We start from the raw sequence: 14,771 nt of genomic DNA on the forward strand, positions 1-14,771 counted from the left end.
GGTGTGCAGGTCGTCCGGGGACGGACCGTGGTTGGTACCGTTCTGGCGTGGTGAACGATGCTGCGAGCGGGCGTGCGGTGCGCACTCTGATACTCGGCGGAGCCCGGTCGGGAAAGTCGGCGTTTGCCGAGGAGCTGGCCGGACGGGCCGGGGCGGTGCGGTACGTCGCGACCGCCACGCCCGACCCGGACGATGCCGATTTCGCCGAACGCATTGCGGCGCATCGCGTCCGGCGTCCGGGCGTATGGAATGTCGTCGAGGGTGATCCGGTCGCCGTACTCGCGGAACCCGCCCCGGTGACGCTCGTCGACGATCTCGGCACCTGGCTGACCGCCCGCATCGACGCGCGCGCCGCCTGGGAACTGCCCCGCGGCACCGTCCGGCCCGATGCCGACGACCTCGTCGCCGCGGTCACCGGTTACCAGCATCGCCTGATCATCGTGAGCCCGGAGGTCGGCCTCGGCGTCCTCCCCGCCACCCGCTCCGGCCGCCTCTTCCAGGACGAGATCGGCGACCTGAACCAGCGCCTGGCCGCGGTCTGCGACGAGGTGTACCTCGTGGTCGCCGGGCTGCCGACTTGTATCAAGCCCGGCGTCGCGGCCGGGTCCGCAGGGGCGCTCGGAGCTACGGCAGCAACCGGAGACACGTCTGGGGCCGCGACAACGACTTCGGCCACGACGGCGGCCGGGGTTGCGGCCGGGGCCGTGGCAACGACCGGCGCTGCGGCGGTGACCGATGCTTCGGCACGGTCCACGGATACGGCGACACCCTCGCGGGAAAGCCTCACCGCCGCATCGGGTCTCGCGGCGGCCGGTCCTGCATCCACCGCGGAGTCGACTAGTTCCACCGACTCCACGCCGGTGGACGGCGAGTCCGCGGCCGCGACGTGGGCCTCCGCCGTCGAATTCACCGGCGGCATACCGAAATTCGGGGACCTGCGGGCGCCTGATGCCGAGGTTCGAGCGCAGGCGGAGGCGCGGCAGCTGGAGTTGACCAAACCGGCGGGTGCGCTGGGGCGGCTGGAGACGCTGGGGAACTGGGTCGCCGCGTGCCAGGGCGTCTGCCCGCCGCGGCAGTTCGAGCGGGCGCGGGTCGTCGTCTTCGCCGGGGATCACGGCGTCGCGCGGCACGGGGTCTCGGCCTATCCGAGCGAGGTGACCGCGCAGATGGTCGCCAACTTCCTGGCCGGTGGCGCGGCGGTGAACGCGCTGGCGCGGCTGGCGGACGCGAGCGTGCGCGTGGTGGACATCGCCGTCGACGGCGATACCGATCCGGCCGTCTCGGGGCACAAGGTGCGGCGCTCCAGCGGGAGTATCGACCGCGAGGACGCGCTGACCGAGGACGAGGTCGCGGCGGCCCTGCGGGCGGGCAAGGCGATCGCCGACGAGGAGATCGACGGGGGAGCGGACCTGCTGATCGCCGGCGATATGGGCATCGGGAACACCACGCCCGCAACGGTTCTCATCGCCACGCTGACCGACACCGAGCCGGTGCTGGCCGTCGGCCGCGGCACCGGCGTCGACGACGCGGGATGGATGCGCAAGGCCGCCGCCGTCCGCGACGCCATGTGGCGCGCCCGCCCGCACCGCCACGATGCCGTCGCACTGCTACGCGTCGCCGGCGGCGCGGACCTGGCGGCGGCCGCGGGCTACCTCGCCCAGGCCGCGGCCCGCCGCACCCCGGTCCTCCTGGACGGCGTGGTCGTCACCGCCGCCGCCGTCCTCGCCGACATGCTGGCCCCCGGCGCCAAGGCCTGGTGGCTCGCGGGCCACCGCTCCACCGAACCCGCCCACACCGCCGCCCTCACCCGCCTCGACCTCGAACCCCTCGTGGACCTCGACATGCGCCTCGGCGAGGGCTCAGGCGCTCTCACCGCCCTCCCCGTCCTCCGCGCCGCCGTCGCCGCCCTCACCGACATGGCGACCTTCGGCGAGGCCGGGGTAACCACCGCCGCCGAGACGGTGCCCAGCGAAGTCACCTCCTGACTCCCGGGATGCCCTCCGCCTTACGCGAGCCGACAGCTCCGCGCCCGCGCCGAAGCGTGGGCGCGTGAACGGGGTGCGGCTGGCGCTGTCGTGGTTGACGGTGTTGCCGGTGCGGGGGCCGGAGACGGTGGATCGGGCCGTGGCGGCGCGAGCTATCGCCATGGCCCCGCTGGTCGGGGTGCTGCTCGGTGCGGGCGCGGCGGGGCTGATGTGGGTATTCGGCACGGCCGGAACGAGTTTCGCGCTGGCCGGGTTTCTCACGGTAGGTGCGCTGGCGCTGGTGACGCGGGGCATGCATCTGGACGGCCTGGCCGATACCTTCGACGGCCTGGGCAGCTATGGCCCACCCGAGCGGGCCCGCGAGATCATGAAGAGTGGTGGGGCCGGACCGTTCGGCGTCGCGGCGCTCATATTCGCCATCGGCATCCAAGCCCTGGCCTTCGCGGCCCTCGCCGAACAAGGCCGCTGGTTCGCCATCGCCCTGGCCGTCACCGTCGGCCGGATAGCGGTCGTCGCGGCCTGCCGAATCGGCCGCACCGCAGCTCCCGGGGCAGGCTTCGGTGCCTTGGTCGCCGGAACTCAATCACCCGTCACCGTCGCCCTCTGGTCCATCCTGGCCCTGGCCGCAGGCTTCTTCGCGGTACCCGCCTACCTCGGCTTGGGCACGGCTGCCGTCGCCGTCGCCTTGGCCCTCGCTTGGCTCCTCGTCCGCCACTGCCTCCGCCGCTTCGACGGCCTGAACGGCGACACCCTCGGCGCGGCACTGGAACTCGCGGTCGCGATCACCGCTGTCGTGACAACCTGCCAGCCCTAGGTGGGTCACTCCGTCAGCCAGCGACGACCGCTCACGATATCAGGAGGGCCGCCCCGGTGGGCGCCTCAGCCGCGGGCCTCGATGCGGGCGCGGACCTCGGGGCGGCGCAGGGGCGGGACGGTCTTCGGCGGGACCTTGCGGTCGGGGAGGTCGGCCAGGAGGCGGGTGGTGGCGGCCGCGATATCGGCGACCGCGGCCTCTACCGCCGAGCGGTTCGAGGCGGAGACGGCGGACAGGCCGCCGACCTTGCGGACGTACTGCAACGCGGCGGCGTGGATCTCCTCGGGCGTCGCCTCGGGTTCCAGGCCGCGCAGCGCGGTGATATTTCTGCACATGACCCGAGCGTAGCGCCGAGGTCGGACACGGTGGCCCGACCTCGGACAGGCCGCTACAGGCGCACCGGGTACGTCGGCTCTTGGATCTCCGGCTTGATGCGCTCCTCGACGAAGATGCCGTGCCAGATCATGAACACCAGCAGCGTCCACAACCGGCGGCTGTGGTCGGAGGCGCCGGTCCGATGCGCCTCCAGCATCGCCTTGACCGCCGCCTTGTCCAGCAGGTGATCGGTCTGCGAATCGGCGATCTGCTGAGCCGCCCAATCGTGCAGTTCGGGACCGCGCAGCCAGTGCCGCAGCGGCACCGGGAAGCCCAGTTTGGGCCGATGCAGCACATGCGGCGGGACGATCGTCTCCAGCGCCCGGCGCAGCGCGTACTTGGTGGTCTCCTTGGTGATCTTCTGCTCGAAGGGGATCTGCTCGGCGACCCGGAACACCTCGGGATCCAGGAACGGCACCCGCAGCTCGAGCGAATTCGCCATGGTCATCTTGTCGGCCTTGACCAGGATGTCGCCGCGCAGCCACGTGAACAGGTCCAGATGCTGCATCCGCGCCACCGGATCCCAGCCGCGCGAGCGCGCGTAGATCGGCGCGGTGACGTCCTGATGGGTCCACTCCGGCCGGAAATCGCGCAGCACCGACCGCAGCTGGGCGTCGTTGAAGCTGCGCGCGTTGCCGTAGTAACGCTCCTCCAGCGTCAGCGAGCCGCGATGCAGCAGGCTCTTACCCCGCGTCCCCTCCGGAATCCGGTCCGACAGCGTGCCGGCCAGTCGCCGCACACCCTGCGGCAGATACTCGAAAGGCTTGAGCGACAACGGCTCCCGATAGATGGTGTAGCCGCCGAACAGCTCGTCCGCGCCCTCGCCGGACAGCACCACCTTGACGTGCTTGCGCGCCTCCTTGGCCACGAAGTACAGCGGCACCAGCGCGGGATCCGCCACGGGATCGTCCAGGTACCAGACGATCTCGGGAATCGCGCCCGCGAAATCCTCCGGGCTCACCGTGCGGATGTAGTGCTTGGCGCCGATGGCCTCGGCGGTCTCGGCGGCGACATCGGCCTCCGAGTACCCCTCCCGCTCGAAAGCGGAGGTGAAGGTCAGCAGGTTCGGATTGTGCCGGATCGCCAGCGCGGCAACGGCCGTCGAGTCGATGCCGCCGGACAGGAACGAGCCCACGGTGACATCGGCGCGCATGTGCTTGGCGACGGAATCCTCCATCACCTCCGCGATCTCGCGGTAGCGCCGCTCGTCGTCGCCCGCGGCGAACGGCCGCACCCGGAACGTCGGCTCGAAGTACCGCGTCACCGCCGGCGCCGCACCGGGTTTCAGCGTGGCGTAGCAGCCGGACTCCAGCCGCCGGACGTTCTTGTGCAGCGACTCCGGCTCCGGCACGTACTGCAACACCGTGTAGTGCTCGAGCGCTCGCGGATCGAGTTCGTCCGACAGGCCCAGCGCCGGAAGCAGTTCCAGCAGGCTCTTCTTCTCGCTCGCGTAGGCGGTGCCGTTCGGGCCGGTGGCCAGGAACAGCGGCTTGATGCCGAACCGGTCGCGGGCGATCACCAGGTCCTGGGTCTCGGTGTCCCAGATCGCGAACGCGAACATGCCGCGCAGCCGCGCGACCGCGTCGGCGCCCCAGTAGTGGTACGCCGCGACGATGGCCTCGCCGTCGCCCTCGGTGCGGAACTGCGCGTCGTGCTCGGTGCGCAGCTGCTCGCGCAGCTCCAGGTAGTTGTAGATCTCGCCGTTGAACGCCAGCGCGTACCGCTCCGGGCTCTCCGGCGGCCCCCAGCGCAGCGGCTGGTGCGAGTGCTCGATATCGATGATCGACAGCCGGTTGAAGCCCAGGATGATGTGCTCGTCGTGCCAGGTGCCGCGCTCGTCGGGCCCGCGATGGCGGCCGCACTGCAACGCGTCGTAGACCTGTTGCACGACGCCGTCGGTCGCCACATCAGCTGACAGAAATCCGAGCAGTCCACACACTGCGTCGAGAACCTCGTTTCCGGGATCGGGGGTGCGGGAAGGATAGCGGAACCCAGGTGTCGAGTATGCCGTACGGGGGCGGGGCGTGCTGGGGAGGATCCCGGCCAAAAGCGTGCCGGGAAAGTGGGGTCCGAATATCTAAACCGGAGGTCGTGTGCTTCTTGCCGGTGTGTCGAATGCGACCCGGGCACAACGCGGTACCCGGTTTGGTCTACGCTGCGTAGTACTCGGGAACTCCCGGGCCGGACCGTGCGTTGTGCCGGTCCGCTCACGGGCGGACCGAACGTGCTGAATAGGCGCTGTCCGGCACAGTCGGGCGGCGGCGAGTCGGAGAGACGACCAGGAAGGCGTTGAGCGTGGCGCACAAGGCGAGCGAAGCGATAGGGGCACGACCCGCCCGGTCCGGGCGGGGCCGCATCCTTCGGCGGGCCGGGCTGGCGGTGTCCATGGGGATCACCGTGCTGCTCGTCTCGGGCTGCTCGATCGACAATCCCGTGCTTCGGTTCGGCTGGCCGACGGGTGTGACCCCGCAGGCGACCCGGATGCGGGAGCTGTGGACGTGGTCGGTCATCGCCGCCCTGGCGATGGGTGTGCTGGTGTGGGGCCTGACCTTCTGGACCGTGGCCTTCCACCGCAAGAAGGCGACCTCCCCGGAGTTCCCGCGCCAGACCGGCTACAACGTGCCGCTGGAGCTGACCTACACGGTGATCCCGTTCGCGATCATCGCGGTGCTGTTCTACTTCACCGTCGTCGTGCAGAACTACGTGCACGAGAAGGTCGACAACCCGGACGTGGTGGTCGACGTGACCGCGTTCCAGTGGAACTGGAAGTTCGGCTACCAGAAGGTGGTCCAGGGCAACGGCCAGGTCTACAACGGCGTCGACCAGGAGCGTCACGCGCTCAACCAGGAGATCGTCGAGGAGTACAAGGAGCGCAAGGTCGACGGCCACCCGCAGCCGGGTCCGAACAACGGCCTGCCCGCCAACGACATCTCCTACCTGCACTACGACAAGGTCGAGACGATCGGCTCCAGCAAGGAGATCCCGGTCCTGGTGCTGCCGACCGGTAAGACGGTCGAGTTCCAGCTCGCGGCCGCCGACGTCATCCACTCCTTCTGGGTGCCGGAGTTCCTCTTCAAGCGGGACGTGATGCCCAACCCGAAGGAGAACCACTCCGACAACACCTTCCAGATCACGAAGATCGAGAAGGAGGGCGCCTTCGTCGGCCGCTGCGCCGAGATGTGCGGTACCTTCCATTCGATGATGAACTTCGAGGTCCGGGCGGTTTCCCCGGAGAAGTTCGAGCGCTACCTGCAGGCGCGGGAGAAGGGCGCGACGAACGCCGACGCGCTGGTGAGTATCGGGGAGTCGCCGGTGGCGGTGTCGACGCATCCGTTCGACACCGATCGCACCGCGCGCGAGGGCACCCAGGCCGAGAGCAAGTGAGGACGAACTGACATGAAGGTCGAAGCACGCATCTTCGAGCTGCTCACGGTGTTCTTCATCATCGTGGCTGTTGTCTACGCCTACTTCACCGGAGCGTCGCGCACGGGCGTCGAATGGGCCGGCACCACCGCGATCGTGCTGACCGCGGGCCTGACCCTGATCGTCGGCACCTACTTCCGCTTCGTCGCCCGCCGCCTGGACCTGCGCCCGGAGGACTACGAGGACGCCGAGATCGTGGACGGCGCGGGCGATCTGGGCTTCTTCTCGCCCGGCAGCTTCTGGCCCATCCTGATCGCCGGGGCCGCCTCGATCACCGCGCTGGGCTTCGCGTTCTTCCAGCTGTGGCTGATCGGCATCGGCGTGGTCTGCATCCTGATCGCCGTCGGCGGTCTGGTCTTCGAGTACCACCTCGGGCCCGAGAAGCACTAGGCATTCAGCTCAACGCAGCGCCCCGGTCGATACGGCCGGGGCGCTGTTGTTGTTCCCGGCCAAAAGCATGCCGGGAAAATGAGCTTAAGCGCGGGGAGATGTGAGCCCACTCTTCTGGCGCGCCCGCTTACCCACTGTTCCCGGCACGCTTTTGGCCGGGAACAAGCGTGCGTCAGTCGGTCGTATACCGCCGGGCGTTCTCGGAGCGGCAGATGTCGTCGATCGCCGCGTCGATGTCTCGGAGGGCCCCCGGGGTGCCGGACTTGCCCGTGTAGGTGTCGGTGGGGCGTACGCGGCAGGTGAAGGCCAGGAAACCGTGGTCCTCGCCGGAGAGGTCGTGGAGGTAGGGGGAGCGGACGCCGTAGGTCATGGCGGAGATGACGGTGAACAGGCCGTTGCGCTCGCGGTGGCCGGTGAACAGGTCGTGCAGGCGATGGAACACCGCGGGGTAGGTGGACAGCGGCGCGAACACCGACACCCGGTACGCGGGCCCGCGCTCGGCGGAGGTGATGACCGTATCCGCGAGGTACTCCGCATCGCGCAGGGTCAGCACCTTCGGCGCGAACATGAGCGCGCCGGCGGCGGCGTTGCGCACCGGCATACCGGCCGGGCCGCGCGCGGCGGACGCGATGGCGCCCAGCGACTTTCGTGCCCGGGATCCCAGCTCGCGGCGGGCCCGCAGCGACGGGGTAGCCGTGGTGGGGTGCAGGCTCGACCACTGCCCGAACCGCACGGTGCCCAGCTGCACGTGCCCGGTGCCGACCGGCCGCGAGACCCGCAGCGGCGCGGTGTCGACCCAGCGGCCCACCTGGAGGATGGCGTCACCGGGCCGCTCGATCTCGGCCACGGAATGCTCGACGAACGTATCGAAGTCGAGGAATCGGTGCGGGTCGGAGGTCAGCCAGGTGTGGTCCTTGTCGACCTCCACGGCCTCCAGCGTGAGCGCGGTGATGATGCCGGTGCGCCCGGCCCCGCCGAGGACGCGCCGGAACCGGTCGGCGTGATGGGCGCGCCCGCAGGTGCCGAATCTGCCCTCCGGATCGACGTATTCGAGCGAGACGACATTGTCGCTGAACATCCCGTAGCGATGCGAGGCGGCACTGAGACCGCCCACGGCCGCGAAACCGCCGGCGGTGATCTCGCGATGGTCGCCCACCACCGGCAGCCCCAGTCCGTGCGCGGCGAGGGTGCGGTCGATATCGGACAGCCGGGCGCCGGCCTGCACCCGCACCAGCCGCGCGTCGGCGTCGACGGCCTGGACGCGGTTCATCCGCCGCAGCGACAGCACCACCCGGCGGTCGGGCGGGGCCAGTTCGTCCTCGTAATCGGCGCCGTGGTCGCCGCCCGGTTCGCCACCTCGCACGGTCAGCGGTTGCGGTCGTGAATCGCGAACTGAGCGAACGACATCCGCGGTGTCGCGGGGCAGGTATTCCTCCGGCAGATCGGCCAGCGTCCTCATGGCCACACAGCTAACCACAGTCTTGCCGGTTCGTCTCCCCCCGGTTGCCGGCCGCGAATCCGCCTGCGGGACACGCGATCGTCAGACCGCGGTCCCGCCCGGCGTGGTGGCCGACTGCTCCAGCGATTCCCGCAGCATGTCGAGGTAATCGTCGAGATCCGGGACGATCTCCGGGTCGGCGGCGACCGAGACGGTGAAGCTGTCTCCGACACCCACGAAGGAGTGTGCCAGCGCGATGTCCGGATACACCGGCGGCAGCATCGCGGCGGACCGAAACGGCCTGTCCAGCAACGTCCATTCAACGGTCGGTTCGCACCGGATGCTCGTCAGGATGGTGTGCGCGACGGCCGGTAGCGCGGTCTCGGGGGGACGCAGCGTCCCGTACGCCGTGCGGTAGACGCGGCTGGGCAGGCGATCGACCAGGTGCAGCCGGTTGAGTTCGCGCTCGCTGGTCGCCGATCCGCGGCGCAGACGCAGGGTGGCGTCGACCGCGAGCGCGCGCCGCGCCGGATCGTCCTGGCCCGGGTGCAGGTCGACGACGTCCGCGCCCACCTGATTGACGCCCATGACCGGCACGTCGGGGACCGCGATGGTCACGAAGGCCGCGAGGTCCTCCGGGCATCCGTCGCCCCGTTTGTCCAGGTAGCGCTGTAGTGCCTGCGAGATAGCCGTCAGGCCGGTGGCCGTGACGGTGATCCCCGGCGTCCGCACGCTCGGCAGATCGATGGTGAACGTCCGCACCGCGCGCCCCGGGCCGATCCGGCGGTTGAACGGGGTCGCGGTGCGCGGCGTCAGGCTGGGGCCGCCGTCGTCGCCGGTGCGCGCGATGCGCCGGTTCTCCGCGCGCAGCCCCGACCAGAAGCGCAGCAGCCGCCACGGTGTGGACAGGACGCCTCGGATCGCGGTCGTGGCGACCGGCGGCCGCGGTGTGGCGGGACCGAGCCCGTCGATGCGCAACGGCTGTGCGGCCGGTCCGAACAGTGTCTCCGACAGTGCCGTCATGGCCGGTCCGGCCATGAGCGCGTGGCTGACGTGGATCATCACCACGACGACCGGATGCGACTCGGAATCCGAGACATCCGCGAAGACGTGCAGTTGCCAGGCGTTGATCCGGGCGTCCAGTGGATGCGCCAGAATGTCGCCCATCCGCTCGAGCAAGCCGGCCCAGTCCAGATGTTCGGCGTGGACGGTGAGGTGGCTGTCGAGCGGGCTGTCGTCGACGACCCAGAACGGATGACCGAATCCGCCCGGCACATCACGGACGCGGCGGCGTAGCGGTTGCAGCGCCTCCGCCCGTTCCTCCAGGTAGGCGACGAGATCGGCGGCCGTCGGAGGGGTACCTGCCGCGCCGTCGAACACCCACCACATCGTCCAGTCGGTGCTGCGCCCGGAGCGGGCCAGGTAATAGAAGCACGCGTCGTTGGCCGCGAGCTGTGAATCGTGCATGCCACCGCTCTCGTCGATCTCGGGTTTGCTGCACTCTATAACGCTGCCGAGTGCCTCGTCGGGGCGCTCGTAGTGGACCCTCCGGATGCCCCATCGGGGCGCTCGTAGTGGACCCTCCGGATGCCCCGCCGGGCGCTCGTAGTGGACCCTCCGGATGCCCCGCCGGGGCGCTCGTAGTGGTAGTTATGGGGGCATGAGCACGGTTCTGGTGACCGGAGGCAGTGGCGTACTCGGCAAGCACATCGTGGAGCGGCTGCGGGTGCGCGGACACGACGTGCGGGTGCTGTCGCGGCGGGAGGGCGTGGGGACGCACGTCGGGGATCTCGCGACGGGGGAGGGGGTGCGCGCGGCCGTGGAGGGCGCCGAACTGGTCGTGCACGCCGCCTCCGACACCCGGCGGCTCGGCAAGCCGGATCCCGAACAGACGCGCAATCTCGTCGCGGTGGCCGGCGGGGTGCGGCATCTGCTGTACGTGTCGATCGTGGGGATCGATCGCATCCCGTTCCCGACCTACCGCAACAAACTCGCCTGCGAGGAGATCGTCACCGAAAGTGCTGTGCCGCACACCATCCTGCGCGCCACCCAGTTCCACGACCTGCTCGGCGCGCTGCTCGGCGGCGTCGAACGCCTGCCCCTGGCCCCGCTGCCCCTGGACTTCCGCTTCCAGCCGCTGGCGACCGGGGAGGCGGCCGTCCGGATCGCGGATCTGGTCGAAGGCGAATCTCTCGGCCGCGCCCCGGATTTCGGCGGCCCGGAGGTCCTGACGCTGGCCGAGATGGCCGAGGTGTGGCGGGCCCGGCGCGGGGGACCGAAGCGCACCGTCCGAATCCCGTTGCCGGGCAAGGTCGCTCACGGGTACCGGTCGGGGTACAACACCTGCCCGGACCATGCCGAGGGGAAACAGACGTGGGCGGAGTATGTCGCGGGCGACCCAGGAGCCGCCTACCGCCTGCGCGGCTGAGCCGCCGCCTACCAGGCTGAGCACACTGGTGCGGGCGGCGAACGGCTTCGTGCCGAATCGTGTTCGGTACGAAGCCGTTCGGTGCCCGCGTTGCCGGGTTGTGCGCTGGAACTACTCGCCGGGCGCGGTGAAGGTGCCGCCCCGCACTCCCGCCGCGAAGGCATCCCACTCACCCGGGGTGAAGATCAGTGCCGGGCCGGACGGGTTCTTGGAATCCCGGACACCGACCAGGCCCTGATCGAGGAACGCGACTTCGACACAGTCCTTGGTTCCGCCGCTGCGGCTGCTCTTGAACCATCGGGCCCCGGATAGATCAACGTTCACGCTGGTACTCCCTTGCCACCTTGCGCAACAGCGTCCTGCTGCAGACCTCGTCCAACGCTACCCGCTGGATGCGTTCGTACCCCTCCGAATACCGCCGCACGACGCCCATCTTCTCCGAGTACATATCCCCGGTGTAGTTCTCGGCGTACACGATCGTGGGCTCGATCGGTTCTCCGCGGCTGTCCTCGGGGAATTCCAAGATCACGAAGGTTCCGATCAGTTCGCCCGTCGGCATGCCCGAAGCGAACGGCAGGATCCGGACGCTGACATTGGGCCGTGTTCCGATGTCGGCCAAATGCTTCAGCTGTGCTGTCATGATCGAACCGCTACCGATCACGCGGTGTAGCACCGTCTCGCCGAGTATCACCGTAAGCTGCGTCGGCTTGATCCTGCGCGTGATCAGGTGCTGCCGTCGCATCTTCATCTCTATACGCCGTTCGCACTCTTCGTCTGTGTCACCCGGGCTTGCGAGCCGAGCCAGAACCCGTGCGTAACTTGCCGTTTGAAGCAGTCCCGGAACAAGATCCGGCTGATAGGTCGTCAACCTCTCGGCCGCCGACTCCAACCCCATGAACACACTGAAGTTCGCCGGTATGAGATCACCGAACTCGTGCCACCACGATTTCTCCGCCGCCTGCTTGGCCAGGCCGCGCAGCGCCTCCGCATGGTCCGGATCGATCCGATAGATATCGATCATCGCGTCCAGGTCGCGATCCCGGATCTTCTGATTCTGTCCCTTCTCGTATCGCTGTAGCGTGCTCTTGCTCCAATCCAGGAGCCGGGAAGCACTGTCCAGCGTCAGTCCGATCGCCTCGCGCGCTTCGCGAAGCATCCGTCCGAGCTGACGGCGTGTAATGCTGCTGTCCCCCATGGATTCGTCCCTTCGGATTGTCGAGCGTTCCGGATTCGGGAAGACTTCGGCTCGAATTTCAGCACTCGTGCTGGGCTTTTCACCGGATCTGAACGGTTTCCCGTTTCGTCTTCCCCGATCGCTGCTGATTGGTGTGTTCTATTCCCACCACGCACGAGTCACGCCCTCGGCACATATTCCCCCGCCCAACGACGGAAATCTGCCGGGACGACCCGCCCCCAAACGCCACCATCGACCGAAGGCTCGGAACGATGCTCAATGTACAAGTAGTACAGACGAATTCGTCGGGACCAGACTACATGTTCGACAGGTTTTCGACAGCGAACGACTCGACATACAGCGACCCATTGCGAGACACGGAGGGCCGCCAAAATTAAAGCAAGCGTCCATATCGCCCGCAAAGGCGGTAGCGCCCACCGCGCGAGCGTCATTGCAGCACAGAAATACTCGACAAGGGAGAGACGATGACCGGGCTACTGGAGGAATTGCGCCGCATCGGGTGGTGCGAGCACGCGGCCCTCGGCGTCGCGGTGGCGACACTCTTCGTACGGAACCACCAGGAGACGATGTCGGGTGCGTAGAAGGATATGAGGCGATCGATGTCCTTGGACCGCTGTGCGTCGGTACGGCTCTCCAGGAACTCCCTGATCCGCGTCTCGTTCGGCGTCATGGCTTCTCCGTGAGTCGTACACCTGGAACAAGCCGTCGCTGGGAGTCCTGGAGACAATTCGTCCGGGCGTTATCCGTGGTCGTCCGGCGAACCGGATGCGTCGTCGTCCCGCAACTCCGCAAGGGTCAGTACGTGGTCGCCGATTCCCCAGCCGCCGTCGGTGACCTCCTCGACCAGCACCATCGTTCCGCCGCGGGCGCGCTCGCCGTAGATTTCCACGTACAGTTCGGTGGTGCGATGGATGATCGTCGCCTTCTGTTCCGGGCTGAGGGTGCCGGAGGGGACTTTGAAATTCGCGAACGGCATCTGTCAGACCATCCCGCCGTTGGCGCGCAGCACTTGCCCGTTGACCCAGTGGCCGGGCGGGCCGGCGAGGAAAGCGACGACCTCCGCGATTTCGGCCGGCGTGCCGAGCCGTTCGAGTGGCGACTGCGCGGCCAGCCGGGCGATCAGTTCCTCGTCCTTGCCGTCCAAGAACATGTCGGTGGCGGTCGGCCCGGGGGCGACGGCATTGACGGTCACATCCCGTCCGCGCAGTTCGCGGGCCAGGATCAGCGGCAGTGCCTCGACTGCGCCTTTGCTCGCCGCGTAGGCCCCGTAGGTCGGAAACGCGGTGCCGAGGACCGAGGTGGAGAACAGAATCAATGCGCCACCGGCCCGCAGCCGCCGCGCCGCCTGCTGCGCCACCACGAACGTGCCGCGGATATTGGTGCGATGCAATTCGTCGAGGTCCGTCAGATCGAGGTCGGCGACGGTCGACAGTGACATCCTGCCTGCCGAGTTGATCACCGCGTCGACGCCGCCGAAACGGGCCTCCGCCTCGTCGAACAGCCGGGCAACGGCCTCCTCGTCGGCGACGTCGGCCTGCGCGGCCAGCGCCTGGCCACCTGCGGCCTCGATACTCTCGACGGCTTGTTCGGCCAGGTCTTTGCGGCCTGTGTAACCGACCACTACCGCGTACCCGTCGGCGGCGAGACGGTCCACGACCGCCCTCCCGATCCCGCGCGATCCTCCGGTGACGACCGCGACCCGCGGCGCGGCGGTGCCTGCAGTATTCATGTGGTGCTCCCTTCTCGATGTCACCACACTCGGCCCGCCGTCGATGGTTAGCCAGTGGCCGTTCACCCAGGGGACGCCACCCCCTGGCTAGGGCACGGTGCGACGCGGAGACTGGAACGGTGGATCTCGTCGAACTCGGAGCCTTCCTGAAATCGCGGCGCGACCGGATCCGGCCGCAAGAGGTCGGACTGCCCTCCGGCCCGCGCCGGCGCGTGCCCGGACTGCGCCGCGACGAAGTGGCAACCCTGGCAGGGGCGTCGGTCGACTACTACATCGAGTTGGAGCGCGGCCGCGGCGCGCAGCCCTCCGAGCAGATGGTCGCCGCGCTCGCCCGTGCGCTACGGCTTCCGATCGACGAGCGAAACCACCTCTATCACTTGGCCGGACGTCCTGTACCGCCGCCCGGCAGCGGTGCCGCGCACGTCCATCCGGGGATGCTGGACCTGCTCGACCGGGTCACCGGAACCCCGGCACGCGTGATCACGGACCTGCACGTCGTGCTGGTGCAGAACGCCCTCGCCGCCGCGCTTCTGGGCCCTATGCCGGAAACCACCGGAGTGCGGGCGAGTTTCGTGTACCGGTGGTTCACCGACCCGGCCTCCCGCGCGATCTATCCGCCGCAGGACCACGCGCGACATGCTCAGAACTTCGTCGCCGACCTGCGCGCGGCCGCGGCCCGGCGAGGCGGTCACGACACCGAGGTCGACGCCATGGTCACCGACCTGCTGCGGCGCAGCCCGGAATTCGCCGAACTCTGGGAACGGCGCGACGTGAAGGTACGTCGTCTCGACACCAAACGCATCGTCCACCCCGCCCTCGGTGTTCTGGATGTCAACTGCCTCAACCTGCTCAGCGAGGACGGCCGCCAACGCCTGCTGTGGTTCACGCCTGTCCCCGGCACCGAGACCGTCGAGAAACTCGAATTGCTCTCCGTCCTCGGCACCCAGGATCTGACCACCGGCTCACACCTGCCGGACCGCTGACACGCTCACGA

Annotated in this window: 14 protein-coding genes; 6 read left to right on the forward strand and 8 right to left on the reverse strand. The window is 68.9% G+C overall.

Annotated features, from left to right (window positions below):
* The first annotated feature begins 47 nt into the window (after nucleotides 1-47).
* Both cobT and ON41_RS11450 read left to right on the forward strand, forming a co-directional pair.
* Nucleotides 48-1,985, forward strand: coding sequence for a nicotinate-nucleotide--dimethylbenzimidazole phosphoribosyltransferase (cobT, locus tag ON41_RS11445; RefSeq protein WP_083905279.1), 1,938 nt, complete (start codon nucleotides 48-50; stop codon nucleotides 1,983-1,985).
* A 64-nt stretch (nucleotides 1,986-2,049) separates the two neighbouring features.
* Complete coding sequence (locus ON41_RS11450) at nucleotides 2,050-2,799, forward strand: adenosylcobinamide-GDP ribazoletransferase (RefSeq protein WP_040747551.1); 750 nt, start codon at nucleotides 2,050-2,052, stop codon at nucleotides 2,797-2,799.
* Nucleotides 2,800-2,864: 65 nt separating this feature from the next.
* On the opposite strand, the gene ON41_RS11455 is transcribed toward ON41_RS11450, so the two are convergent.
* A complete protein-coding gene (locus ON41_RS11455; protein WP_040747552.1) occupies nucleotides 2,865-3,134 on the reverse strand; it encodes a DUF2277 domain-containing protein in 270 nt (89 codons plus the stop codon).
* A gap of 53 nt (nucleotides 3,135-3,187) precedes the next feature.
* A complete protein-coding gene (gene asnB, locus ON41_RS11460) occupies nucleotides 3,188-5,113 on the reverse strand; it encodes an asparagine synthase (glutamine-hydrolyzing) (protein WP_040747553.1) in 1,926 nt (641 codons plus the stop codon).
* Nucleotides 5,114-5,559: 446 nt separating this feature from the next.
* Between asnB and ctaC the strand changes: the two genes are divergently transcribed.
* Together ctaC and ON41_RS11470 are read left to right on the forward strand one after the other, a co-directional pair.
* Nucleotides 5,560-6,558 carry an aa3-type cytochrome oxidase subunit II gene (gene ctaC / locus ON41_RS11465; protein ID WP_083905280.1) on the forward strand — a complete coding sequence of 333 codons (999 nt, stop codon included), beginning with the start codon at nucleotides 5,560-5,562 and terminating at the stop codon, nucleotides 6,556-6,558.
* Nucleotides 6,559-6,570: 12 nt separating this feature from the next.
* Nucleotides 6,571-6,987, forward strand: coding sequence for a cytochrome c oxidase subunit 4 (locus ON41_RS11470; RefSeq protein WP_040747554.1), 417 nt, complete (start codon nucleotides 6,571-6,573; stop codon nucleotides 6,985-6,987).
* A 172-nt stretch (nucleotides 6,988-7,159) separates the two neighbouring features.
* Here the strand turns inward: ON41_RS11470 and ON41_RS11475 are convergent, their stop codons facing one another.
* A complete protein-coding gene (locus tag ON41_RS11475; protein WP_040747555.1) occupies nucleotides 7,160-8,446 on the reverse strand; it encodes an FAD-binding oxidoreductase in 1,287 nt (428 codons plus the stop codon).
* An 81-nt stretch (nucleotides 8,447-8,527) separates the two neighbouring features.
* The gene (locus tag ON41_RS11480) at nucleotides 8,528-9,892 is read right to left on the reverse strand and encodes a wax ester/triacylglycerol synthase domain-containing protein (protein ID WP_040747556.1); all 1,365 of its coding nucleotides are present in this window, start codon (nucleotides 9,890-9,892) and stop codon (nucleotides 8,528-8,530) included.
* Between the two features lie 193 nt (nucleotides 9,893-10,085).
* On the opposite strand from ON41_RS11480, the gene ON41_RS11485 reads away from it, so the two are divergent.
* Nucleotides 10,086-10,853 carry an SDR family oxidoreductase gene (locus ON41_RS11485; protein ID WP_040747557.1) on the forward strand — a complete coding sequence of 256 codons (768 nt, stop codon included), beginning with the start codon at nucleotides 10,086-10,088 and terminating at the stop codon, nucleotides 10,851-10,853.
* Between the two features lie 111 nt (nucleotides 10,854-10,964).
* Here ON41_RS11485 and ON41_RS11490 read toward each other — a convergent pair whose 3' ends face one another.
* The 4 genes from ON41_RS11490 to ON41_RS11510 all read right to left on the reverse strand — a co-directional run bounded on the left by ON41_RS11490 (nucleotide 10,965) and on the right by ON41_RS11510 (nucleotide 13,777).
* Nucleotides 10,965-11,177 (reverse strand): DUF397 domain-containing protein, encoded by a 213-nt coding sequence (locus ON41_RS11490; RefSeq protein WP_040747558.1) that lies wholly within the window; start codon nucleotides 11,175-11,177, stop codon nucleotides 10,965-10,967.
* Entirely contained in the window at nucleotides 11,167-12,048 is an 882-nt protein-coding gene (locus ON41_RS11495; protein WP_040747559.1) for a helix-turn-helix domain-containing protein, read from the reverse strand. Before ON41_RS11495 ends, ON41_RS11490 begins: the two co-directional genes overlap by 11 nt.
* Before the next feature lie 739 nt (nucleotides 12,049-12,787).
* Nucleotides 12,788-13,024 carry a tautomerase family protein gene (locus ON41_RS11505; protein WP_040747561.1) on the reverse strand — a complete coding sequence of 79 codons (237 nt, stop codon included), beginning with the start codon at nucleotides 13,022-13,024 and terminating at the stop codon, nucleotides 12,788-12,790.
* A 3-nt stretch (nucleotides 13,025-13,027) separates the two neighbouring features.
* Nucleotides 13,028-13,777 (reverse strand): SDR family oxidoreductase, encoded by a 750-nt coding sequence (locus tag ON41_RS11510; RefSeq protein WP_040747562.1) that lies wholly within the window; start codon nucleotides 13,775-13,777, stop codon nucleotides 13,028-13,030.
* A gap of 119 nt (nucleotides 13,778-13,896) precedes the next feature.
* Between ON41_RS11510 and ON41_RS11515 the strand changes: the two genes are divergently transcribed.
* Nucleotides 13,897-14,760 carry a helix-turn-helix transcriptional regulator gene (locus ON41_RS11515; protein WP_040747563.1) on the forward strand — a complete coding sequence of 288 codons (864 nt, stop codon included), beginning with the start codon at nucleotides 13,897-13,899 and terminating at the stop codon, nucleotides 14,758-14,760.
* Nucleotides 14,761-14,771 lie beyond the last annotated feature (11 nt).

It is taken from the genome of Nocardia transvalensis NBRC 15921, assembly GCF_000308875.1.
GTDB lineage: Bacteria > Actinomycetota > Actinomycetes > Mycobacteriales > Mycobacteriaceae > Nocardia > Nocardia transvalensis.